The organism is Bacillus sp. AMCV2 (assembly GCF_056033925.1).
In genome coordinates this window covers 854,828-877,038 of record NZ_JBVYIB010000002.1, presented here as the reverse complement: position 1 = coordinate 877,038, position 22,211 = coordinate 854,828, and the positions used below count along the sequence as shown (strand labels likewise).

Genomic DNA, 22,211 nt, shown 5'->3' with positions numbered 1-22,211 from the left:
CGTTTTCACCTGCTTTTCCTATAAAATTAATGCTGCGGGTTCTTCCAAATATGTTTTAATCGCCTTCAGGAATGCAGCGGCTGGGGCGCCGTCACACGCTCTGTGATCAAATGTCAGGCTGAGCGGCAGGATCGTGCTTCTGACGATCTCCTCCCCTTGATACACCGGCGTGTCATAGCTTGCTCCGATGCCGAGAATGCCTGTTTCCGGCGGATTTAGTATCGGTGTGAAATGCTCAACTCCAAACGAGCCAAGGTTTGTAATGGAGAAGGTAGAGCCTTGCAGTTCTTCGCTTCCCGCACGTCCCTCGCGTGCTTTTTTGGCATTTTCTGAGATGGATTGAGCCAGTTCTATCAGCGTTAGCTTTTCAGCATGGCGGATTACAGGCACCACTAAGCCATTTTCCAAGGCTACAGCCATACCAAGGTGTACATGGGGATGTGTGATGATGCGCTCATTTTGATAAAAGCTGTTCAGCACAGGGTGAGCTTGCAGAGCGAGAACGGCGGCTCTTGAGACAAAATGAGTGATCGTCAGTTTTGTGCCGTATCTCTCTTCCGCAGTTGGTGAAAGCTGTTTTTGAAGAGTGGCAAGCTTGGTGATATCAGCTTTCATCGTGATCGTCAGCTGCGCGCTGTTTGCCAGGCTTTCCTGCATTCGGGCAGCGATGACCTTTCTCATGCCTGTCACCGGGATTTCCTGCGCATTCTGCTCCGACACAGGCTTTGCCTGATCTTTTTTCTGTTCAGCAAGGGCCTTTGTTACGTCATCCTTCACGATTCGTCCGCCTGGTCCAGTTCCTTTCAGTTGTTTTAGGTCTAATCCTGCTTTTTCTGCTATTTTCCTGGCGACTGGAGATATTTTCATTCGATCTTTTTTGGAGGCTGCGGGTTTGTTTTCTTGTTTGACGGGCTGAACGGCTTGCGCCATATTGTCTTCAGCAACAGGCGCCCCCGCCTCTTCCTGCACCGACTCATTGGCGTCCCCGATATAGCAGATAGCTGTGCCGGGCGGAACCTCTTCCCCCTCTTTCACTTTGATGTCGATCAGCGTTCCTTTTTCAGGCGCTTCGATCTCCATTTCAATTTTCTCCGATTGAATGCTGGCAATGCTTTCTCCCTTTTCAACCGGGTCGCCTACTTTTTTATTCCATATCGATACTTCCCCTTGTTTCATGGCCATTCCCAATTTTGGCATCACTACTTTTACCGCCATTTGTGTCCCCCCTTTAATTCATTGCCGGCTCGCCAAGCAATTCAAGCGTGACGCTGACAATTTTATCTGGTGTCGGCAAATATTGATCTTCAAGCACTGGTGAAAACGGAACCGGTGTATGCGGCGCTGTAATCCGTTTAATCGGCGCATCAAGCAAATCAAAGCCCTTGTCAGCAACAAGCGCAGCAATATCCGTGGCAATGCTGCATCGCGGATTGGCTTCATCAATAATGATCAGCCGGTTTGTTTTTTCTAACGATGTGAAAATCGCATCCTCATCCAGAGGAGACAGACTGCGGGGATCAAGGACCTCGGCTTCGATGCCCCTCTCTGAAAGCTGTGCAGCCGCTTCAAGCGCGGTATTGACCTGCTTGCCGACTGCAAAGAGCGTGACATCATTGCCTTCGCGTTTGATATCCGCTTTTCCGAGGGGAATTGTATAATAATCTTCCGGCACCTCGCCCTTCATGTTGTAGGACGTTTTGTCTTCAAAGAAGAACACCGGATCATTATCTTCTATTGCTGCAAGCAGAAGACCTTTGGCATCATACGGATTGGATGGAACAACCGTCTTCAGTCCAGGAATGCTCGTGAAAAGGCCATACAGCGCTTGTGAATGCTGGGCAGCGGCCCGGAACCCTGCTCCGTATGTGGTGCGGACGGTAATCGGTACTTGCGCTTTTCCGCCAAACATATAACGGAATTTCGCCCCTTGGTTGATCACCTGGTCAAAGCACGTGCCGATAAAATCGTTAAACATTAGCTCGGCAATCGGTCTCAAACCGGTTGATGCCGCAGCCATAGCCGCACCCATGTAGCCCGCCTCAGAAATCGGTGTGTCCAGCACTCTTGTGCGCCCGAATTCCTGTACGAGTCCCTTTGTGACCCCTAATACACCGCCCCATGCTTCATCATCCTGCAAATGATCGACCGCCGCTCCCCCGGCGACATCTTCACCGATCAAAAGCACATTTTCGTCTCTTCTCATCGCAAGCTTCATTGCTTCATTGATCGCGTCTGACATGCTTATGACTCTCGCCATCTCTTACATTCCTCCTTTTTCATATGACACGTACACATCTGTCAGCAGCTCCGAATCTTTTGGATATGGGCTGTCTTCGCTGAACGAGACGGCTTTTTCAATCGATTCGCTGACACGCTGTTCAATGTCTGACAGCTTATTAGCATCTGTTTCTTTTAAAAGGTAGTTTTTAAAACCTTGAATGGCATCTTTTTCTTCAAGATGCTCAACTCTTTCATCCTTCGTTTTATAGGTTTGGGCATCTCCTTCGAAATGGCCGTAGTTTCTGTAGGTCATACATTCAATCAAAGACGGGCCGCCGCCGTTTCTTGCTCTTTCTATCGCTTCCTCGGCTGCCTGGTAAACTGCTAAAATATCTTTGCCGTCAACTGTCACCCCCGGCATGTTATAAGCAGCCGCCCGATCGGCGATTGAATCACAGGCTGATGCGTACTCAAATGGGGTAGCTTCGCCATAGCCGTTGTTTTCAGCAACAAATACGACAGGAAGGTTCCATACAGCCGCTAAATTCAGCCCTTCGTGGAAGGTGCCTTGGTTATTTGCCCCGTCCCCGAAAAAGCAAACGCTTACATTTTTAGTCTGTTTATATTTAGCCGTGAGCGCTGATCCGCATGCGAGCGTAAAGCCGCCCCCGACGATTCCATTTGCGCCTAACATGCCTTTATCAAGATCCGCAATGTGCATAGAACCGCCCTTGCCTTTGCACAATCCGGTCGCTTTCCCGAAAATTTCCGCCATCATGCCGTCCAGATCACAGCCTTTGGCGATACAATGTCCATGTCCCCTGTGGGTGCTTGTAATGCTGTCGCCATCATGTAAATGAGCGCACACCCCTACAGCCACGGCTTCCTCACCGGCATATAAATGAACGAAGCCGGGAAGCACTCCCTGGGCGAACAGTTCATGCACTTTGTCTTCAAAGCCCCTGATCTCCAGCATCTTTTGGTACATCCACAGCGCTTTTTCCTCAGTTAATGACAAGCCCTCTCGTTTTAACAATTCCATTTTTTTGTGCGCCTCCTTCTATTTAGGGTTCACCATTATAAATGCAAGAAGTGTGCCAGTCTTTTGAGCCCGTAAAATCAGTCTTCTCGTCTTCACCTTGGAGACAGTTTGAGACGTGTGTCTCGTTTTGTCTCAAACTGATTCATTTGTCTCGTTTTACAGCATGCAAAAAAGACCGGATATCACCCGGCCTTTGACAATGATCGACGTATTTATTTCCTTGGAAATCTTTTTAACTTCCTAGTTCCTCTGCATCGTTTGACTGAATAGCTGCTTTTGAAAGAAAATCAATTGAATATTTGACATATCCAATACCGGCGTCCCCGTCCTTCTGCATACAGTCTATCGTGCCGTTTGAGTATGTATATCCCTTTTCATAAAGCGTTTTTCTGACCGTTTCCGCCATCTTTGCGGCATCTATTTTTGATAACCCGCTGGCACACAAGTTTTTTCATGTTCCCACTCTTTTCCACATATGTACGTGCTACAGTTCATGCTTTTCTTCTACAGCCCGGTTCAGCGCTTGGAGCATGTAGCCTATGCCTTTGTATGATGATAGCGGCCAGCTGATATGCTGGTGCTCTCCGATGACGGCGTTTAGAACGCTTCGATATTTTTTTCCGCCAAGCATGACTAGCTCTTCGATATCAGAAAAGCCTTTTTCGTGAAATTGGCGGCGCAGCTCGTCCGCTGTCATGATTTCCGGATGACCGGTGCCAAAAGTGACATCGTAATTTCCCGAAACGAGATCATCAGGGCGAAGAAAGCCATGCTTCGCCGACAAAATCACCCACTCATCGAAAAATGCTTTCGCATACCGCTCGCACGCCTGATGAAACGGGCTGAGATAAGCGTCCTCTGCTCTTACCGGCCCGGCATCAGGCTGGACGTCCCAGAATTTTTTCTTGCCGCAGGGGATGATGCATAGCCGTTTCATTTTTCTCTCCCCCTTTATAAGATATCTCTACTAAATATACCATTATTTTCTGACAATAAATTAGAGAAAAGACAGGCTGAGTAAAAGCTGCGTACAAAAAAGACCCGGAAATCGGAATTGTTTATTTTACCGAAAATCCAGGTTTATTTTAGTCAAGAATGGTGTAAAAATCCCTTTATTTTGTTAGCCTTTTTTGAATCAAGCACTGCTGTTACTCTATCCCATCAAGATACTTTCTCTCAAAGTCGTCGAGCAATGCACGCACTTCATCTGTTGACTTTGTGTTCATGCATTGATTTCTTAATTCACTTGCCCCTCGGAACCCGCGGAGATAAATTTTGAAAAAGCGAGGAAGAGGCTTGTACGGACGGGCTTCTAATGCTGAATATTTATCATGAAGATCCAGATGCAGCCTTAAGAGATCAAGCAATTCCTTGCTGTTATGCTCTTTCGGCTCCTTTTCAAAGGCAAATGGATTTGTAAAAATACCACGCCCAATCATAATTCCATCAACACCGTATTGTTCAGCAAGTTTTAAGCCAGTTTGGCGGTCAGGGATATCACCATTGATCGTCAAAAGTGTATCTGGTGCCACCTCATCACGAAGTTTCTTAATCTCTGGGATGAGCTCCCAATGCGCATCTACTTTGCTCATTTCTGCTCTTGTACGCAGATGAATAGAAAGATTGGCAATATCCTGTTTCAAAATGTGTGTCAGCCACTCGCGCCATTCGTCTACATCCGTGAAACCAAGTCTTGTTTTTACGCTTACGGGCAATCCCCCTGCTTTTGCAGCTTGTATTAATTCTGCTGCAACTTCCGGTCGGCGGATAAGACCGCTTCCCTTACCGTTCTGTGTCACATTAGGCACAGGACAGCCCATATTGATATCTAGCCCTTTAAATCCTAACTCTGCCATGCCAATACTCATTTTACGAAAGTTTTCAGGCTTATCTCCCCATATATGGGCCACAATTGGCTGTTCATCCTCTGTAAAAGTCAAACGGCCGCGCACGCTATCTTTCCCATCCGGGTGGCAATAGCTCTCTGAGTTTGTGAACTCTGTAAAAAACACATCCGGTCTGCCTGCTTCACTTACTACATGCCGGAAAACAACATCTGTCACATCTTCCATTGGTGCCAGTACAAAAAATGGCCGTGGTAGTTCACGCCAGAAATTTTCTGTCATAACAAAAATCAAATCCTTTCATTAGGGGGTACGGCTATACCTGTATCTCCAATATTAAAAAACTGACCATGCTTTCTTTTTACACTTATCGCATGCGAAAGCATTTCTTATCAATCTATAGTAAATTTTGAACATTTCACGTGGGATGATTATCTACACCATATATTGTGGTTAACACTGGCGCTGACCTTCGTCTTTCTTAGTGGCCTTACTTTTGAACTTTTTGGATAAAAAGAATTCCAACCTAAATAGAATATCATATGAGTTCTCCATATTACCAACGCAAAATAATTGCCCTGTTATTGAAGATAAGATATTTAACACTACACCATATCCGTATCTCTATATCATATTTGCGGAAAAACTAATTTCAAGAGATAAACTTTGATTAAGCAAATTGAGTGGTATAACTGAGTACTCGAGAGAATGAAAAAAACTACTTAAGCTGCTACCACTTGTGAATCACATGGAGTACAGAGGATGAGAAGAGAAAATAAACCCTTATTTAAAAGAATTCAAGAACTTCAATCTGAATCATTTGGGATTTGCTCATGACTTAGAAAATAACCAACGCAGCAAGTGGCAACCTACTATATATTTGTATAGGGTTATAATTCGGTAATCCTGATCCAGAACCAATAAAATAGACTGCTGACTAAGTGTCGCAGTCTTCACTCATAAGATAATTAAGAAAGTGTTCATTTTCTTTCATCATTAAATAAGGCATCAGAAGTTATTGCTTTAATTTCGAATATCCTTTGTTATCCCTGTAATTATTTGTATAATAGTGAAAACTCCCAAGAAAACAGTAATAATATTAAACCATGGATTATCATAGAATGAAAGATATGTTTGAAAGAAATCCAGTTCAACTATGTTTGCTGGGAATCCATTCATTTCTCTATACTTAGGACCCCATCCCGTTAATTCTACAAAATTAAAATAAAGCTGAGATACTAAAAATGCCACAAATGTTTGAAACCAACTTCTTTTATATAACGGTCGTTTTTTATATACTTTATCCATTTAGTTATCCATTTCCTTCTCTGCAATACTTTTTAGCCAAGTGTCAATCTAAAATTTATATTATGAAGCATGATTGTCGCAAGGATATAACCATTGTAGGTATTACTGTAATAGTTGTTATCGTCTCGGCACTATTATTTATTTGTTGTAGTGCTCATACGTTATTCATTTTAAAATGGGGTTGGCCATCATTTTCACCTCTTTCGTTTATTACAATGTTTCAACTTTTTAAATCGAATGACTCTTGAAATGATATACGCCATACCTTTCCTTATATTCCTATAATCAATATTTCACACGTCATAACTGCAAGTCAATATATAATTTTACAAATTATGAAAAAATATCTATGATTTTACATCATTCTACTCATGTATTTTAATCATACTGGAAGGAAATTTTTCCGGTTAAATAACGCTGTTTTTCACCCGCTTTTCAACACGTTTTTTCAACTCTTTTCGCCAGTTAAAATAAAGATCTCCGCGAATAGAAGGAAGATAAAATTGGGAAAAGACAGTCAGGACAAGGGCTGCACATGAAAAAGACCCGGAAATCGGAATTGTTTATTTTACCGAAATCCAGGTCTGATTAGGTATTTCTTATTTTAGTTAGACGATTTCAATACAAGTCTCGCCACTGCTTCAACATGCGCCGTCTGCGGAAACATATCGACAGGCTGAATATAGTCCACGCGATAGTCCTTCGACAGCGTCTGCAAATCCTTCGCAAGCGTGGATGGATTGCAGGAAACGTAGACGAAGCGTTTCGGTTTGACTTTTTTGATCGTGTCCAGGAACGTGCTGTCACAGCCGGTTCTTGGCGGGTCTACGATGACGACGTCCGGGCGGAAGCCTTCTTTCGTCCATTTCGGGAGCCAGTGCTCGGCTGTTCCTGTTACGTATGTGGCATTTGCCATGCCGTGTTTTTTGGCGTTTTTCTTGGCATCGTCAATTGATTCCTTGATGACGTCCATGCCGCGGACTTCCTTCGCTCCGTCCGCCACCCACATGCCGATCGTGCCGACGCCGCAATACGCATCAACGACTTTTTCTTTTCCGGTCAGCTGCGCCGCTTTTTTCACTTCATCATACAGCTTGACGGTCTGTTCCGGATTGAGCTGGAAGAAAGCGCGGGCGCTCAATTCAAAAGATACGTCGCCGAGCACTTCTTGAATTACTGTTTTTCCGGCGAGCTGTTTTGTTTTCTCACCAAAAATCACTGAAGTTTTCGCCCCGTTTACATTCTGAATAATGGATGTGACCTCTGGCAATCGCTTTTGAATCGCTTTGACGATTTCTTCCTTGTGCGGAAGCGTTTCTTTTGCGGTTACAAGCACGACCTGCACTTCACCTGTTTCAAAGCCGACTCTCGTCACGATCGTGCGAACGTCGCCTTTTCGTTTTCTTTCATTATAAACAGACACATCGAAGTCCTCTAATATGCGGCGGACGATGCCTGTTGTTTTGTTCGTTGCCGGATGCTGAACGATACAGTCTTTAATCGGCACGATGTCATGAGAATCAAGGCCGTATAAGCCGGCGATGATGCTGCCGCTTTGCGAGCGCCCGATCTGGAATTGGCTTTTATTGCGGTAATTCCATGGGTTGTCCATGCCAATCGTTTCTTTGATTTCCATGTTTTCAACTTTAAACTTCGTATGGCGTTCAAGAGACTGAATGACGATATCGCGTTTTTCCCGAAGCTGCTGGCTGTATGCAAGGTGCTGAAGCTGACAGCCGCCGCATTGTTCATAAACAGGGCAAGGCGGTGCCACTCGGTGCTCAGATGCCTTGCGGATTTTCTTAATGCGGCCCTCCGAAAACTTCGGCTGGACCTTTGTGGCCTGCACAACAACTTCTTCGCCAGGAAGCGCGCCGGGCACGAAGACGACTTTTTTCTTAAAATAGCCGACACCTTCTCCGTTAATGCCGAGACGCTTAATCGTCAGCGGAAAGGTTTGTCCGACCTTCAGTTCGACGGGCGCCTGTTTCTTTTGTTGGTTCACGTTGTTCTCTCCGTTTCTATATGAAGCTTTCTGCAGAAGGCAGAAAGTGAAATGTTTTTTTCACATCTTTCTAGTATAACACGTTTGCAGAATTTCCTTCATTGTCAGATGAATTATTCTATACTCCTCCACAAATACAAAGACGCATAGCTTAAATAAGGCTCCCACTCCTTGCTCATCGCCAGCATGACATCCTTTGCCGGCTTATCGTCCAGCTGAAAGTGGCGTTTGATGGCATTCTGGAGGCCGATATCGGCAAGCGGGAATAAATTGGGACGGCCAAGTCCGAACATGAGGACGTTTTGCACGGTCCACGGGCCGATACCCCTGATTTTGATCAGTTTCTTCATAATGTCTTCATCCGCCATATGCGGCAGCTCTGACAAGCTGAGTGTGCCTTCTGCGATCATCCTTGATGTATCAATGGTGTATTCCGCTTTTCTCATGCTGAATTGCAGATCACGCAGATCCTGATAATCGAGTTCTGCAATCGTTTCCGGCTTTGGGTAGCACCACACGCCATCCTTCTGCTCGCCAAACGCATGAACAAATCGTTCTGTTAGCGTGTAAGCGAAGGAAAGATTGAGCTGCTGGTGGATAATGCATTTCATCATGCAGTTGTACACGCTGTAGTCCAGAACAAGCGGCGTCCCGGCATGCTCTTCAAAAATGGCGGACAGGCTCGTTTTTGAAAAGTGATCCAGAACGTGCTGCAAATGATTTTCCCATTGAAAAATCCGCTTGATTTCCTTCATCATTTCTCCCTGATCCGTTTCCCCGCTGACGAGGAACTCAGGCTCACCCGCATGGCCTAACGCCTGTACCTTTACAATACATACGTCCCCCGCTTGATTTCTGATTGGCACACGGACTTCCCTCGCCTCTCGATCAACAGCATTGAGGGGGTCTAAAGACAGCCTGTCCAGCACGCGGTCAAAATGATACGGAGGCGTGACAGATACTTTTTCCTTCCACATGAGATCCACCCTTTTTCCGTTTTTGTTCAGTATAACATGCCGCTTGAATTAGGCAGAGAGTACCGTATACTTTTCTCATAAAGACCGCATGATATAATGGCAGGTGGAGGGTTGTTTATGATCAACATTACCGCAATCACAACAGAGCATCAGCTGCTGAAAAATATACCGATCGAACGAGTGGAACAGCCTGATATTGCATGGTACTGGGTTGATTTTTACGGCCCGGAGGATACGGAAACGGCGTTATTGAGAGATTTTTTTCATTTTCACCCGCTTGCCATTGAGGATTGCTTCCAGCATATGCAGCGGCCGAAGCTTGACCATTATGACGGCTATCGTTTTTACGTGATTCATGCGCTGAATAAGGAAACACTTGAGACGGAGGAAGTCGATATCTTTCAAGGCGAAAAATTTGTCGTCACCTTTCATTTACACGAAACGCCCGGTATCGCTAAAGTCCGGGAGCGTTTGTATGCTTCACCGGATATATTGAAAAAAGGGCCCGGACATATTTCTTATATGATCATGGATCAGCTTGTTGATGAATATTTTCCTCTCGTGTACAAAATCGAAGACCGGCTGAATGAAATTGAAGAAAGCCGTCCCCACAAAACGTATGGAACGCTGATGAACGAGGTGTTTGATCTCAGAACAGACCTATTGCATTTGAGACGGACAATTATCCCGATGCGTGATTTGCTCTACCGGATTTTAAGCCTTGACCATGTGAAAGAGCAGCGGGAAACGAAAGCCTATTTCAGCGACATATATGATCATTTGTTAAAGTTGTCTGAAATTGTGGAATCCAACCGTGACATGACGTCCGACTTGCGTGACAGCTACGTGACGCTAAACTCAAACCGGATGAATGCGATTATGATGACACTGACGATCGTATCAACTATTTTCATCCCGCTCACGTTTATTGCCGGTGTATACGGTATGAACTTCGACTTTATGCCGGAGCTGCATTGGAAATACGGATATTTCGCTGTACTTGGCCTGATGGCCGCGCTTGTGATTGGAATGCTGATTTGGTTTGTACATAAAGGATGGTTCAATATTTTTAAATGAGGACAGCGAGCAGCTGTTCTTTTTTGTTGTAAGCCGATCGCTATGCATATTCTGTTCATATTGTTTATAATGGAAAAAATATTCAGGGAGTGATCAGATTGAAAATTGCTGTTATCGGACTCGGCAATATGGGACAGCCCATTGCCCGAAATGTTCTTCAAGCAGGCTACGAATTGACTGTCTATAACCGGACGAAGCAAAAGACGGAAGACCTTGTCACAGAAGGCGCACAGGCAGCTGACACGCCACGGCTGGCGGCAAAGTCCGCTGATATTGTCATCACAATGCTTGCAGATGATGATTCTGTCAGCGCCGTGACATTCGGAGAAGACGGGCTGCTTGAAGGATTAGCAGAGAACAGCATTCACATCTCGATGAGCACAATCAGTGTTGAGTTTTCAGAAAAGCTCGCAGCAGCTCATGCAGAGAAAGGACAATTTTTTCTCGCCGCTCCTGTTCTTGGCAGACCGGATGCCGCAGCCAAAGCCGCGCTCCGTATCATAACAGCCGGACCGGCAGAAGCAAAGCAAGCTGCCAAGCCTCTGCTCGACAGCCTGAGCCAGCAGGTATTTGATGTCGGCGAAGAAAGCAAGACGGCAAATGCAGCCAAAATCAGCATCAATTTCTTGCTTGTGTCCATGCTGGAGGCGTTATCTGAATCCTTTTTAATGATGGAGAAATACGGCTTAGAACAAAAACAATTTTTAGAAATCGCCAGCGCGCTCTTTGGTTCTCCAGTCTATCAAAATTACGGAACCATTATGGCCGAGCAGAAATTTGAGCCGGCCGGCTTCAAAATGTCTTTAGGGCTGAAGGATACCAACCTGGCACTCGCCGCCGCAAAACGGGTTTCTGCAAATCTTCCTCTTGCCGAGCTGGCCAAGAGCCATTTTGAAAGCGGGATTGAGAAAGGCTTCGGGGATCTGGACTGGGCCGCACTGATTAAATGTATAAAATAAAGAAAAACCTCTCCGTTTAAGGAGAGGTTTTTCTCTTTTACAAAGACGGCAGCCTCATTTCTTTCTCAAACATCAAATCATCAATGCTTTTAAATGTGTAGCCCTGTTTTTTCAGATCTGTAATCGCGTCATCCAGCGCTTCTGCATTGTCCCTCGATACGGTGTGAAGCAGGTAAATGGCTCCCGGGTGCGCCTGCTTGATCATATGATCGTAGGCATATTTCTTTCCCTTTTGGTTGTTGATTTTCCAATCAACAAAAGCGACCGACCAGAAAACGGTTTGATAGCCGAGGCGTTTCGTTTCTTTCAGTACGTACTCACTGAACACGCCGCGCGGCGGACGCAAGTACAGATTGTCCTGCTTTCCCGTAATTTTATAAACCTCTTCGTTGACTGAATCAAGTTCATCCTGAATCTGATCAGCTGTTTTTGTCGTTAAATCCGGATGGTGAAAGGAATGGTTGCCGATAATATGGCCCTCATCTGACATACGTTTGATCAGCTGAGGCTGGTCCTTTACGAAATGCCCGGTGACAAAAAACGTTCCTGTTACGCGATGTTTTTTTAAGACATCAAGAACTTTTGGCGTATAGCCATTTTCATATCCGTTATCAAACGTTAAGTAAATCGTTTTTTCCTTTGTATTCCCTAAATAAAACGCGTCATATTTTTCAATTAAACTGTTCAGCTGCTTCCCGGCATCTGGCGGCTGATGATTGACACTTCGTTTAAAGCCCCAATTAATCGGCTCATTCGGCACCGCTTCCGCCATTGCTGCACCTCCGGCAAGCAATACGGCGGCGCAGCATATTGAACACATCCACTTCATGGCCAGCGCTCCTTCTGCATTTTTTCTTATTTTACAGATAGAGACTTTGTTTTATACTGTTGCTTTATGCCAATAAAAAAACCGCGGCGGGCGCGCGGTTTTATTCCCAATCTTTTTTAAAACGTTCGTATTTGGCTTCCAGGTCATCAAGCATGCTGATGAGCCTATCTATATCTTCAACGTCGGTTGCTTCAGGGTCTAATGAATCGATGACGTTCATAAACATGTCAAGTCTGTTCTTTAAATAATCAATCTGCTGATCTTTATTGTTTACGGCGTTCCCCATTCTGTTCCTCCATTCATTTTTTATTATGGTAGCTCATTTTTTGCCGTTTTTCAATCGCCGCGCTACTTGCGATCTTGGCAAATCAGGTCTAAAATTAACTGTTGGCAGCGTTAGTATGCCCATTTATAAAGGAGTTAGATAGTCATGACACAAAACACGAAGCTGCGTCCGATTACGCCCGAGTTTGACCCTTGGGAAGCCTATATGGATGTTGACCAATACGGAGACATGCAGCTGACAAACGTTGAATTCACAACGACGACACTGTGCAATATGAGATGCGAGCATTGTGCTGTAGGATATACATTGCAGCCTAAAGACCCGAATGCTCTGCCAATAGATCTTCTGTTAAAACGGCTGGAGGAAATCCCGCGCCTCAGATCCATCAGCATCACAGGCGGAGAGCCGATGCTTTCGTTGAAATCAGTAAAAGAATATGTTGTTCCTTTATTGAAATATGCCCATGAACGGGGTGTGCGGACACAGATTAATTCAAATCTGACCCTCGACATCGAGCGGTACGAATGGATCATTCCGTATCTCGATGTGCTACATATTTCTCATAACTGGGGTACAGTTGAAGATTTTGCTGAAATCGGCTTTGCCATGATGGACAGAAAACCGACCTTCGAACAGCGCGCGCGCTATTTTGAAAAAATGATCGAAAACAGCCGCACGCTCGTGGATGCCGGAGTAATGGTATCTGCGGAAACGATGCTGAACAAACGAACACTTCCGCATATTGAGCATATTCACCGCCAAATCACAGAAGATATGAAATGTCAGCGTCACGAGGTCCACCCAATGTATCCAAGCGATTTCGCAAGCGCTCTTGAATCCCTCAGCCTGAAAGAGATGAGACAGGCCATTCACCGCTTGCTGGATATTCGTGATGAAAATACGTGGATGCTGTTCGGAACGCTGCCGTTTTATGCCTGCAGTCCGGACGAAGACGACCAAAAGCTGCTTCGCCGGCTTCGCGCGGCGAAAAACGTCACAGTGCGAAATGACCCTGACGGCCGGTCCCGCCTGAATGTGAACATTTTCGACGGAAACATTATCGTGACCGATTTCGGTGATACCCCGCCGCTTGGCAACATTCAGACGGACAGCCTCCCTTCCGCCTATGAAAAGTGGAGAGAGACCAAGCTTGCGAAAGAACTAAGTTGCCACTGCCCGAATGTCCGGTGCCTCGGACCGAATGTTCTTGTCAAAAATAGTTATTATCAGGATACAGACTTCACAAAACGTCAAGCCAGGAGTTAGATGCGGATGAAAGAAACACTTACGGAGATTTTTCAAAATAAAATCGTCGATATTCTCCTCGTTGCCGTTATCCTTTGGATCGGTGTCTTTATCATCAACCGGCTGGTACAGCTATTTTTTAAACGGACGGACTTTATTGAAGAAAAAAAGGAAAAAACGATTGAAAGCCTTGTCCGTTCTGTCACCCAGTATACGGCGACAATTGGTTTTATCTTTTACGTTATTTCTTTATTTGTGCATGATTTCGGCAAGATATTAGCCGGGGCGGGCGTAGCAGGTATCGTGATCGGTTTTGGCGCCCAATCGCTGATCAAAGATGTGCTGGCTGGTGTGTTCTTAATATATGAACGCCAGCTGCACAAAGGCGATTATGTCACCGTCAACAACTTGTTCAACGGGACAGTGGAGGAAATCGGCCTCCGCTCTCTGCAAATCCGGGAATGGAGCGGGAAGCTGCTCACCATCAGCAACGGCGAGGTCAGACAAATAGAGAACTATAATATTGATTTTATGCGGATTACCGAATCCTTTCTTATCAGCTTTAAAGAAGATCCGGACCGCGTGTACAGCGTGTTGGAAAAGGCATGTGACATGCTGAATGAAGAGCTTCGTGATTCATTGAAGCGGGATGAATTCGGCAATCCGACAGAACCGTTTCAAATCCACGGCATCACCGCGTTGAATAAAATCAATCGCGGCGTCGAATTTACGGTTAAAGGCATGGTGAAAGATGATGATTATTTCAGTGCCAGCCTTGCAGTAAGACGGGTCCTCGTTCGCCAGCTCTACCAAAACAATGTGCAAATGCTTGAGGAAGCGGTCCGAATCGAGAGAACCCAATAAACAAAAAAACTGATTCCGAGTTGGAATCAGTTTTTTATTTATCTTGGCAGTGAGGAAAGCTGAAAGCCAAACGTGACATGATCTTGAACCGGAATCCAGGCGCCGATTCCCTGTGACGTGACATTTTTCACGACGAGTTTTCGTTTATTTCCTTTCAGCACTAAGTACACTTCCCCGTAAGTCACTTTTCCTTTTTCATTCACAGCCGGTGCATATGCATGTAGATAACCGATTTTTTTAGGAGCGACTTTATAAATCTGATCCCGTTTTGTGCCAGCCCCAATGACCGTCTCAAATGCAAGCGGAAGGTTCGTTTTCTTCATTGCTTTTTGCATCATCATGCTTTTGACATCTTCCGCATTTGGAACTTTAGCTGTCAGGCCGCCCTTCACTCTGTACTGCTGTTCCTGGGCATAATGCATTTCAGCCGTTTCTTTCCCGCCGCGGTTATCCGCACGGTTTGTATTGATTTTTTTATATTCCCAGTTTGCGACTGTTTCATTTGATTCATAGCCGAGCGCCCATTTCCCGAGAAATATTGTCGCCCGGTACCCTACTGCAAGCGGTGTGCCGGATATGTTGGATTCATTCAGCATTTTGATGAGGTGCGGATTTTCAATCTTCACCTCAGAATGATCGAGCAATTCCTTTGCCAGCTTGCTCGGCTGAAGCATTGGCTGATCCTGTGAAGCATTCGGATACGTGTTTTCCTTTGAAATGCTTGCGACAGAATTAGGAACCTTAAACTGCTTTTTCGCGTGGATGGGCTGAACGCCGAAAAAACTAAAGAATAACAACACGATAAGTGTGGAATGAAATAGCTTTTTCATCATATCACTCTTTCTATGGCATTTTCCCTTAGTCTTTTCATCCCGCTTTGTTGTTATCCATCATTTTTTCAGGTTAAAGAAGGAAAAAGCCGATCGCCATAATGACATATGCAGCAAGCAGTGTCGCCCCTTCAAACCAGTTGGAATCCCCGTCATTCGAAATCGCGATCATCAAGAGAACCGCTGATACCATCGCGACAAGCTCAGGCAATGTAAATACAAGCGGCATGCTTGTCGGAAAAAAGATAGAACAGATAACGAGAACCGGTGCGACAAACATAGCGATCTGCAGCGTAGAGCCGACTGCAATTTCAACCGCAATGTCCATTTTATTTTTGAAGGCCATAATAATCGCTGACGCGTGCTCCGCCGCATTTCCTACAATCGCCACGATGATGACCCCGATAAACAGCTCGCTCCACCCGAACTGTTCAGCCACCGAGTGAAAGGTATGGACCAGGTTTTCGGATATGTATGCAACCACAATTGTTGCCGCAAACAAGACAATCGTCGCAACCTTCCCTGACCATTCCGGCTCTTCCTCTTCTTCAGTCTGAGCGGCATTATTCGGCTGATAAACGCCCCGATGAGTGACAAGTTTAAAGTACAGCGCCGCCACATATAACAGAATCATAATGATGCTGATGCCGATGCTTAAATTGAGCTTGCTGGCGTTTCCCATACCAACAGAGAATACCTCCGGAATCACAAAGGCGACAATGATGGCAAAAATCAGAAGCCCGGAATTATGGCGGGCATCATGAATATTAAATTCCTGCCGCTTATATTTTAAACCGCCGACAAAAAACGATAGTCCCGCTACCAGCAGCAGGTTCCCCAGCACTGAACCGGTTAAAGAGGCAAGCACGATTCCTGTCAGGCCTTCTTTTAATGCAAAAAGGGAAATAATCAGCTCCACCGCATTCCCGAAGGTGGCATTCAACAAACCGCCGATACGCGGTCCTGCAATGATGGACAGTGATTCTGTCGCCCTCCCCATATAGCTTGCAAGCGCGATAATCGTCACGCAATAAACGGCAAATAGAACCGCGGAAGGCCAATGCATCAAACTGCCAATCACAGAAAGCGGAACACCGGCCGCCACTAAAATAAAAAAGATACGATTCATGGTGAAATAGCTCCTTTTTTATGACTTGTTTTATTTTTATTCTTCACAAAAATCTTCATGATTACACGAGGGCAAATGTATAGCGTGATATAGGCTTTTTTCAGGTTGCCTGCTTTTGGAAAACATTGTACGATCAACATAGATTCCACATAAGGAGAACTGACACGATGTCACGATTTCATTTCTTTATCCTTGTCTTGCTCGTTTCCATTTCCGGGTTTTCACAAGGCATGCTGCTGCCTGTCATTTCAATCATTTTTGAAACAAATGGAGAATCCGCTGCTATCAACGGCCTGCACGCAACCGGGCTGTATATCGGTGTGCTTTTGGCTTCGCCGTTTATGGAAGCGCCGCTCAGAAAGCTCGGGTTCAAGCCGCTGATCGTCATGGGCGGAAGCATTGTCATTTTAAGCTTATTCGGATTTATTTGGCTTCAGTCAGTTTGGGTCTGGTTCCTGCTTCGCCTGTTCATTGGAATCGGCGACCACATGCTTCACTTTTCTACGCAAACGTGGGTGACCTCCATGTCATCAAAACAAAATCGCGGAAGAAACCTGTCTATTTATGGGCTTTCCTTTGGCCTTGGCTTTGCCGCAGGCCCGTTCATGGTGCCGCTTGTCAAGCTGAGTCCGTCGCTTCCTTTTATCGTGTCCGGCTGCATCAGTCTGTTTGCGTGGCTTTTTGTTTTCTTTCTACAAAATGCATACCCGGAAACCAGTCCTCATGAAACCAAATCAGACAATAGTTTCAGGCGATTTTATCAGGCCATGCTGTTTGGGTGGGTTGCCTTTATGCCTACATTTGGCTATGGCTTTTTGGAAACGGCGCTGAACGGAAGCTTTCCGGTGTACGCGCTCCGTTTGGGGATATCAGTAGACGCAGTAGCGATCATCCTTCCCGCATTTGCGATTGGAAGCATTATTTTTCAGTTTCCGCTCGGCATCCTCAGCGATAAATACGGCAGGCGGAATGTGCTGCTGGTGATTTTACTGACTGGGGCTCTTTGCTTTTTCATCGCCGGTGTATTTCCTTCGCCTTACGTGATCGGCGGCTGCTTTTTTATTGCGGGAATGGCAGTCGGATCAACCTTTACACTTGGCATCAGCTATATGACAGATCTTCTTCCGCCTCATCTCCTGCCGGCAGGAAACCTGCTTTGCGGTATTACATTCAGTCTCGGCAGCATCCTCGGCCCGGTTGCCGGCGGCTGGTATATGCAGACATTTGAAAGCGCAAACTTGTTCTACTTCATTACTCTCACGCTTAGCGCTGTGTGGCTGGCCCTTGTGCTGGGAAAACCGAAAAGCTGGTCACCGGCTGAAACCTATTCTTCATCTTCTTAATCAAAAAGCCTCCTGACATCATGTCAGGAGGCTTTTATGCTAATGGTAGCCGTTTTGTCCGTTGGCGCTTCCGCTTGTTTTATGGCTCGATTTGCTTTTCGAGTTTTGTTTGTTATGGCTTCCGCCTTTTTTCGTATGCTTGGTCATCACGATATCCCCCCGACTTCTTTTTGAACCGAAGTTCGTTTATAGGGTGCGCTAATGGTAGGGATTTTCATCAGGAAGCTTTTTACGTTTATGTAAAAGAGCGTTGATTTCTCCGCCTAGGATAATTAAAATGCCGCTCAAGTAAAACCAAATCATCAAGACGATGATTCCCCCGATGCTCCCGTAAGTGGCGCTATAGTTCGCAAACGTGCTGACGTAAAATGAAAACAATGTACTGACAATGATCCAGCCGATGGTCGCAAAGACCGCACCCGGCATGACAAACCGGAGAGACAGCTTTTTGTTCGGCGCAATCACATACAGCGCGGAAAAAACAATCAACAGCACAAGCGGGCTGACACCCCAGCGAATGGCGGCCCAGACGGATAAAAACAGATCCGACGCGCCGACAAAGTCAGAAGCGAGCCTTCCAATCTCCCGGCCAAATACCGGCAGAAGCAAAGCCACTAAAATCGTAAATACCATGGCAATCGTCAAAAAAATCGAGGTAAGACGAACAATGATAAAAGAGCGGTTTTCTTCCACATCATACGCGTGGTTTAGCGACCGGACGATCGCGTTCATACCATTAGACGCAGACCATAATGCGGCGATAATCCCGAATGACAGCAAACCGCCATTTCGATTATTTAAGGTTTGATGGGTAATGGATTCAACGAGTGACATCGCACTGGCGGGAGCATATTGTTCTATGACTCCTAAAACATCATCGGTAGAAAGCGGAAGATACGCGGTGAGCGTCAGCATAAAAATCAAAAACGGAAACAGTGACAATAGAAAAAAATACGCCAGCTCCGCTGATTTACTTTGTCCTTCATGAAGGGTGTATCTGCTGAAAAGCTCTTTCAAAAAACTCATGTCGTCTCACCTCGCATGTTTGATCATTTTTTTGAAAAATGCTCTTTCGTTTCTTGCACGAGTTCCATCACTTGCGGCGTTGTTTTCTTCAGCTCTTTCACCTGCTGGTTCACAAAGTCGACTTCCTTTGAAAGCGTTTGGGCGAGCTTTTTGGCCTCATCCACTTTTGTGATAACAGTGTTTTTTAACAGCTCCGGATTGCTTTTATACAGTGAAAGTTTATGCTTGCATGTCAGCCATCTCATGCCGCACGCCTGTCTTGTCGGCTTATGGAGCAGTGATAACGCCGCGCCTGCCGCAGCTCCGAGAAATATTCCTTTCAGCATTAAACGTTCGTTGTTCATGCAAATTCTCCTTTCACTCACAATTGTTTTTCTTTTTGAATCGACGCAAGCAGATCCTCACAGCCCGATTTGATTAATTGGCAGACTTCTTCAAAATTCCCTGTGTAGTAAGGATCGGGAACGTCGGCAAGATCTGAATCTTCAACATAGTCCAAAAGCCTTTTGATATGTGAGGTGTTTTTAAATCCCGCCATGCTTCTGAGACTTCCGATATTTTCTGCATCCATTGCAATGATGTAATCAAAATCGGCCAGATCCTGTTCGCTGACTTGACGCGCCAGCATGCCATCAAAGCTGATTCCTTCTCTGCGCAATATCTCCTGCGTTCCCTCATGCGGCGGATTGCCGATGTGCCAGCCGCCGATTCCCGCTGAGTCAGCCTTGATTTTCTCCTCTAATCCTTTTTTGGCTGCCAGGTCCCGAAAAATCGCTTCCGCCATCGGAGACCGGCAAATGTTTCCTAAACAAACAAATAACACGCTTATCATGTTGTCCAACCTCCCTATTCTTTGCCCCTATTTCTCTAAAAAGAAACCTTCATCAATATCTTAGTAGGATGTTCATTTTCTTTTCAACTGATGTCTTCACTTTTTTGGAATGAACAGCCTGCTTTTAGAATAGGGTTTTTTTCTGATGGAATTCTGTTAGAATAAAACATACCTATATTGCGCATAGAAAGGATGGAACCATTTGTCCAGCCCAAATACAGAAACATTAACTCAAATGATTGAAGAGATTTCCCAAAAGCTGAACATGCTGAACGTCGGCGTAATCAAAGCGGAGGATTTCAGTGATGAGAAGATTGAAGACCTCACGTACCTTCACAGAATGGTGATGAAAAAAGAATCATTCAGCCCAAGTGAAATGCAGGCGATTGCTCAAGAATTAGCCTCGCTTCGTAAATAATGGAGACTGGCCGGAAACTCGGCGAGTCTTTTTTATCATTTCCCCAAACCAATTTTCCTTAGAACAGTAAACAGTAAAGTGTTCGAATAAGATTTGAAGGAGTACAAGCATGCAAACGACATCTATCAAAACAGCATCCGGAATGTATATCAACTACTTCTTTCTGGGGATGGTCAACATCATTCTCGCATCCAATATGTCCTCATTAACAAAACAGTGGAATACCGATCCGACCGGCATCAGTTATGTCATTGCCGCTATCGGGTTTGGCAAACTGCTGACATACGGCATTTCCGGAGTTCTATCAGATAAAATCGGCAGAAAGCCGCTTGTTGTCGCTTCTGCGGGAATTATGGCCGTCTTTTTAGTCGGTATTCCTTTATCACCGAGCTATGAGCTGGCGTTTGTGTTCGCCTTATTAGCCGGAGTCGCAAATTCAGCGATGGATGCCGGAACATATCCGGCCCTAACCGAGCTCTTTCCGTCTGCTTCCGGTTCGGCGAATGTCTTGGTCAAAGCCTTTATGTCTGTCGGGGCCGCACTTTTGCCGCTTTTGATCACATTTTTAGCAGACCACAGCATGTTTTACGGATTTGCTTTTTATCTGCCGGCAGCGGTCTATCTCCTGAATATTATTTATTTATCAACGCTTTCGTTTCCTAAAAAACATAAGAAACCAACGAATAGCGGCCAACAGGAATCTCCCGTTTTCTTGTCTGAACCCGTTTTTCAGAAAGAAGGCACCGCACTGATTATCATCGGTTTTACATCCACGGCTTTATTTACGGTTTCTCAAATCTGGCTCCCGAGCTACGCGCAAAAGGCAGCCGGTTTAGCTGAATCAGCATCCGTTCAATTGCTGAGCTATTATAGTATAGGATCTCTGGCATCTGTTTTATTATTAGCCGTTCTGCTGAACAGATGGGTCAAACCTGTCTTCATAACGCTCTTATATCCTATTATTACTTTATGTACACTCGCAGTTATGCTGACCGTTCATATCCCAGTTGTGCTGGACATCACTGCCTTTTTCTTAGGCTTTTCAACTGCGGGTGTGTTTCAAATTACCATTACGTTAATGACAGAGCTTTTCTGGAAGCGAAAAGGAACCGTTACCGGAATTGTAGCGACCGCTTCAAGCCTTGCATCGATTCTGCTGCCGATTGCAACAGGGCTTATCGCAAAAGCGGGGGGCATCGCCCATATTTTCATATTCGACTTCGGCATTGCGGTCATCGGAACGGCTGCAGCTGCTTTCTTGTATTACAGGTACAAGAAACTGACAGGTGCTCAAGCCTAAGCAACAAAAAAACGGACGCCCAAGAGCGTCCGTTTTTTCTTATTTCTCAAGCAATGCCAATGACTCGCGGTTAAATGCCGGTATATCGTCAGGTGTCCGGCTAGTGACCAATTGATCCTGGCAAACAACCACTTCCTTGTCCACAACGTCGGCACCGGCGTTTTCCATGTCAACACGAATGGACGTATAGCCTGTCGCTTTTCGGCCATCGAGCGCTTTCGCATTGATTAAAAGCTGCGGGCCATGGCAAATAGCGAATACCGGCTTTTTGTCAGTCATAAACGCTTTTGCAAATTGGACGAAACGATCGTCAGCGCGAAGCTGGTCTGGTGAAAATCCTCCGGGAATCAAAAGCGCATCAAAGTCTGAAGGATTTACGTCGTCAATGGACGCGTCAACCGTCACTTCAGCATTTCCCTGCTTGCCTTTTACTGTTTTTCCTTTCTCATTTTCAATGACAGTCAGTTCATGTCCCGCTTCTTTAAAGGCTTTCGCAGGCTCAGTGTACTCGCTGTCCTCAAAATAATCTGTCAAAACAACTGCAATTTTTTTCCCCATGATTCATAACCTCCCGCTTTATATGTCTACATAAAACACTCTACCCCAGCCACACTAAAATAAACATTCCGCGATTGTGACAAACGATAAGCATAAGTACCCAGTATTTGTCGTTTGAT

Annotated in this window: 23 protein-coding genes and 1 pseudogene; 7 read left to right on the top strand and 17 right to left on the bottom strand. The window is 45.4% G+C overall.

The genetic code is table 11. The features are described from left to right. Positions 1-18: 18 nt before the first annotated feature. From acoC to AC0OMA_RS04520, 9 genes and pseudogenes are all read right to left on the bottom strand, one after another. A complete protein-coding gene (gene acoC, locus AC0OMA_RS04560; protein ID WP_015383116.1) occupies positions 19-1,215 on the bottom strand; it encodes an acetoin dehydrogenase complex dihydrolipoyllysine-residue acetyltransferase in 1,197 nt (398 codons plus the stop codon). A gap of 13 nt (positions 1,216-1,228) precedes the next feature. Further along, positions 1,229-2,257: an acetoin:2,6-dichlorophenolindophenol oxidoreductase subunit beta gene (acoB, locus tag AC0OMA_RS04555; protein WP_014476166.1), complete on the bottom strand. Its 1,029-nt coding sequence runs from the start codon at positions 2,255-2,257 to the stop codon at positions 1,229-1,231. A 3-nt stretch (positions 2,258-2,260) separates the two neighbouring features. Further along, on the bottom strand, positions 2,261-3,262 hold the full coding sequence (gene acoA / locus AC0OMA_RS04550) for an acetoin:2,6-dichlorophenolindophenol oxidoreductase subunit alpha (protein ID WP_015383114.1): 1,002 nt from the start codon (positions 3,260-3,262) through the stop codon (positions 2,261-2,263). 232 nt (positions 3,263-3,494) lie between these two features. Further along, positions 3,495-3,707: pseudogene (locus tag AC0OMA_RS04545) on the bottom strand (hypothetical protein); the annotation flags it as partial. 39 nt (positions 3,708-3,746) lie between these two features. Then, entirely contained in the window at positions 3,747-4,199 is a 453-nt protein-coding gene (locus AC0OMA_RS04540) for a DUF6884 domain-containing protein (RefSeq protein WP_015383112.1), read from the bottom strand. 211 nt (positions 4,200-4,410) lie between these two features. Then, entirely contained in the window at positions 4,411-5,388 is a 978-nt protein-coding gene (locus tag AC0OMA_RS04535; protein WP_015482959.1) for a tRNA dihydrouridine synthase, read from the bottom strand. Positions 5,389-6,129: 741 nt separating this feature from the next. Continuing rightward, positions 6,130-6,414: a YfzA family protein gene (locus AC0OMA_RS04530; protein ID WP_015482958.1), complete on the bottom strand. Its 285-nt coding sequence runs from the start codon at positions 6,412-6,414 to the stop codon at positions 6,130-6,132. A gap of 604 nt (positions 6,415-7,018) precedes the next feature. Next, positions 7,019-8,419, bottom strand: coding sequence for a 23S rRNA (uracil(1939)-C(5))-methyltransferase RlmD (gene rlmD, locus AC0OMA_RS04525; RefSeq protein ID WP_015383110.1), 1,401 nt, complete (start codon positions 8,417-8,419; stop codon positions 7,019-7,021). 113 nt (positions 8,420-8,532) lie between these two features. After that, on the bottom strand, positions 8,533-9,396 hold the full coding sequence (locus AC0OMA_RS04520; RefSeq protein ID WP_003233646.1) for a DNA-3-methyladenine glycosylase family protein: 864 nt from the start codon (positions 9,394-9,396) through the stop codon (positions 8,533-8,535). A 117-nt stretch (positions 9,397-9,513) separates the two neighbouring features. Between AC0OMA_RS04520 and corA the strand changes: the two genes are divergently transcribed. Continuing rightward, complete coding sequence (gene corA, locus AC0OMA_RS04515; protein WP_003233650.1) at positions 9,514-10,473, top strand: magnesium/cobalt transporter CorA; 960 nt, start codon at positions 9,514-9,516, stop codon at positions 10,471-10,473. Positions 10,474-10,571: 98 nt separating this feature from the next. After that, complete coding sequence (locus AC0OMA_RS04510) at positions 10,572-11,432, top strand: NAD(P)-dependent oxidoreductase (RefSeq protein WP_015482957.1); 861 nt, start codon at positions 10,572-10,574, stop codon at positions 11,430-11,432. 37 nt (positions 11,433-11,469) lie between these two features. Here AC0OMA_RS04510 and pdaA read toward each other — a convergent pair whose 3' ends face one another. Both pdaA and AC0OMA_RS04500 read right to left on the bottom strand, forming a co-directional pair. After that, positions 11,470-12,261 (bottom strand): delta-lactam-biosynthetic de-N-acetylase, encoded by a 792-nt coding sequence (gene pdaA / locus AC0OMA_RS04505; protein ID WP_015383107.1) that lies wholly within the window; start codon positions 12,259-12,261, stop codon positions 11,470-11,472. Between the two features lie 100 nt (positions 12,262-12,361). Next, positions 12,362-12,547 (bottom strand): SE1561 family protein, encoded by a 186-nt coding sequence (locus AC0OMA_RS04500; RefSeq protein WP_003223132.1) that lies wholly within the window; start codon positions 12,545-12,547, stop codon positions 12,362-12,364. Between the two features lie 144 nt (positions 12,548-12,691). Between AC0OMA_RS04500 and yfkAB the strand changes: the two genes are divergently transcribed. Both yfkAB and mscC read left to right on the top strand, forming a co-directional pair. Beyond that, the gene (yfkAB, locus tag AC0OMA_RS04495; protein ID WP_003233655.1) at positions 12,692-13,813 is read left to right on the top strand and encodes a radical SAM/CxCxxxxC motif protein YfkAB; all 1,122 of its coding nucleotides are present in this window, start codon (positions 12,692-12,694) and stop codon (positions 13,811-13,813) included. Beyond that, on the top strand, positions 13,814-14,656 hold the full coding sequence (gene mscC, locus AC0OMA_RS04490; protein ID WP_080467358.1) for a mechanosensitive ion channel protein MscC: 843 nt from the start codon (positions 13,814-13,816) through the stop codon (positions 14,654-14,656). A gap of 38 nt (positions 14,657-14,694) precedes the next feature. On the opposite strand, the gene AC0OMA_RS04485 is transcribed toward mscC, so the two are convergent. After that, positions 14,695-15,489 carry a YfkD famly protein gene (locus tag AC0OMA_RS04485; RefSeq protein WP_003233657.1) on the bottom strand — a complete coding sequence of 265 codons (795 nt, stop codon included), beginning with the start codon at positions 15,487-15,489 and terminating at the stop codon, positions 14,695-14,697. A 70-nt stretch (positions 15,490-15,559) separates the two neighbouring features. After that, positions 15,560-16,615 carry a calcium/proton exchanger gene (cax, locus tag AC0OMA_RS04480; protein WP_003242902.1) on the bottom strand — a complete coding sequence of 352 codons (1,056 nt, stop codon included), beginning with the start codon at positions 16,613-16,615 and terminating at the stop codon, positions 15,560-15,562. 167 nt (positions 16,616-16,782) lie between these two features. Here cax and AC0OMA_RS04475 point away from each other — a divergent pair, with 167 nt between their 5' ends. After that, the gene (locus AC0OMA_RS04475; protein ID WP_003243008.1) at positions 16,783-17,958 is read left to right on the top strand and encodes an MFS transporter; all 1,176 of its coding nucleotides are present in this window, start codon (positions 16,783-16,785) and stop codon (positions 17,956-17,958) included. A 198-nt stretch (positions 17,959-18,156) separates the two neighbouring features. On the opposite strand, the gene AC0OMA_RS04470 is transcribed toward AC0OMA_RS04475, so the two are convergent. From AC0OMA_RS04470 to yfkJ, 3 genes are read right to left on the bottom strand one after another with little or no spacing between them, the layout of a single operon-like run. After that, positions 18,157-18,984, bottom strand: coding sequence for a YihY family inner membrane protein (locus AC0OMA_RS04470; protein ID WP_003242564.1), 828 nt, complete (start codon positions 18,982-18,984; stop codon positions 18,157-18,159). Between the two features lie 23 nt (positions 18,985-19,007). Then, positions 19,008-19,328, bottom strand: a complete 321-nt coding sequence (locus tag AC0OMA_RS04465; protein ID WP_003233665.1) for a hypothetical protein — start codon at positions 19,326-19,328, stop codon at positions 19,008-19,010. Between the two features lie 17 nt (positions 19,329-19,345). After that, entirely contained in the window at positions 19,346-19,816 is a 471-nt protein-coding gene (gene yfkJ / locus AC0OMA_RS04460) for a protein-tyrosine-phosphatase (protein WP_181218579.1), read from the bottom strand. Between the two features lie 202 nt (positions 19,817-20,018). Here yfkJ and AC0OMA_RS04455 point away from each other — a divergent pair, with 202 nt between their 5' ends. Then, the gene (locus AC0OMA_RS04455) at positions 20,019-20,234 is read left to right on the top strand and encodes a DUF1128 domain-containing protein (protein ID WP_003243712.1); all 216 of its coding nucleotides are present in this window, start codon (positions 20,019-20,021) and stop codon (positions 20,232-20,234) included. Between the two features lie 109 nt (positions 20,235-20,343). Continuing rightward, on the top strand, positions 20,344-21,534 hold the full coding sequence (locus AC0OMA_RS04450; RefSeq protein WP_003243812.1) for an MFS transporter: 1,191 nt from the start codon (positions 20,344-20,346) through the stop codon (positions 21,532-21,534). 39 nt (positions 21,535-21,573) lie between these two features. On the opposite strand, the gene yfkM is transcribed toward AC0OMA_RS04450, so the two are convergent. After that, a complete protein-coding gene (yfkM, locus tag AC0OMA_RS04445) occupies positions 21,574-22,092 on the bottom strand; it encodes a general stress protein 18 (protein WP_047182280.1) in 519 nt (172 codons plus the stop codon). Between the last annotated feature and the right edge of the window lie 119 nt (positions 22,093-22,211).

What these genes read in the sequence shown, in the direction of transcription:
- AC0OMA_RS04535 (WP_015482959.1), bottom strand. Translation starts at nt 5,388, where the DNA reads ATGACAGAAAATTTCTGGCGTGAACTACCACGGCCATTTTTTGTACTG.
- yfkM (WP_047182280.1), bottom strand. Translation starts at nt 22,092, where the DNA reads ATGGGGAAAAAAATTGCAGTTGTTTTGACAGATTATTTTGAGGACAGC.
- AC0OMA_RS04465 (WP_003233665.1), bottom strand. Translation starts at nt 19,328, where the DNA reads ATGAACAACGAACGTTTAATGCTGAAAGGAATATTTCTCGGAGCTGCG.
- AC0OMA_RS04475 (WP_003243008.1), top strand. Translation starts at nt 16,783, where the DNA reads ATGTCACGATTTCATTTCTTTATCCTTGTCTTGCTCGTTTCCATTTCC.
- yfkAB (WP_003233655.1), top strand. Translation starts at nt 12,692, where the DNA reads ATGACACAAAACACGAAGCTGCGTCCGATTACGCCCGAGTTTGACCCT.
- AC0OMA_RS04540 (WP_015383112.1), bottom strand. Translation starts at nt 4,199, where the DNA reads ATGAAACGGCTATGCATCATCCCCTGCGGCAAGAAAAAATTCTGGGAC.
- AC0OMA_RS04485 (WP_003233657.1), bottom strand. Translation starts at nt 15,489, where the DNA reads ATGATGAAAAAGCTATTTCATTCCACACTTATCGTGTTGTTATTCTTT.
- AC0OMA_RS04520 (WP_003233646.1), bottom strand. Translation starts at nt 9,396, where the DNA reads ATGTGGAAGGAAAAAGTATCTGTCACGCCTCCGTATCATTTTGACCGC.
- acoA (WP_015383114.1), bottom strand. Translation starts at nt 3,262, where the DNA reads ATGGAATTGTTAAAACGAGAGGGCTTGTCATTAACTGAGGAAAAAGCG.
- corA (WP_003233650.1), top strand. Translation starts at nt 9,514, where the DNA reads ATGATCAACATTACCGCAATCACAACAGAGCATCAGCTGCTGAAAAAT.
- acoB (WP_014476166.1), bottom strand. Translation starts at nt 2,257, where the DNA reads ATGGCGAGAGTCATAAGCATGTCAGACGCGATCAATGAAGCAATGAAG.
- AC0OMA_RS04530 (WP_015482958.1), bottom strand. Translation starts at nt 6,414, where the DNA reads ATGGATAAAGTATATAAAAAACGACCGTTATATAAAAGAAGTTGGTTT.
- mscC (WP_080467358.1), top strand. Translation starts at nt 13,814, where the DNA reads ATGCGGATGAAAGAAACACTTACGGAGATTTTTCAAAATAAAATCGTC.
- AC0OMA_RS04450 (WP_003243812.1), top strand. Translation starts at nt 20,344, where the DNA reads ATGCAAACGACATCTATCAAAACAGCATCCGGAATGTATATCAACTAC.
- pdaA (WP_015383107.1), bottom strand. Translation starts at nt 12,261, where the DNA reads ATGAAGTGGATGTGTTCAATATGCTGCGCCGCCGTATTGCTTGCCGGA.
- yfkJ (WP_181218579.1), bottom strand. Translation starts at nt 19,816, where the DNA reads ATGATAAGCGTGTTATTTGTTTGTTTAGGAAACATTTGCCGGTCTCCG.
- AC0OMA_RS04470 (WP_003242564.1), bottom strand. Translation starts at nt 18,984, where the DNA reads ATGAGTTTTTTGAAAGAGCTTTTCAGCAGATACACCCTTCATGAAGGA.
- cax (WP_003242902.1), bottom strand. Translation starts at nt 16,615, where the DNA reads ATGAATCGTATCTTTTTTATTTTAGTGGCGGCCGGTGTTCCGCTTTCT.
- acoC (WP_015383116.1), bottom strand. Translation starts at nt 1,215, where the DNA reads ATGGCGGTAAAAGTAGTGATGCCAAAATTGGGAATGGCCATGAAACAA.
- AC0OMA_RS04500 (WP_003223132.1), bottom strand. Translation starts at nt 12,547, where the DNA reads ATGGGGAACGCCGTAAACAATAAAGATCAGCAGATTGATTATTTAAAG.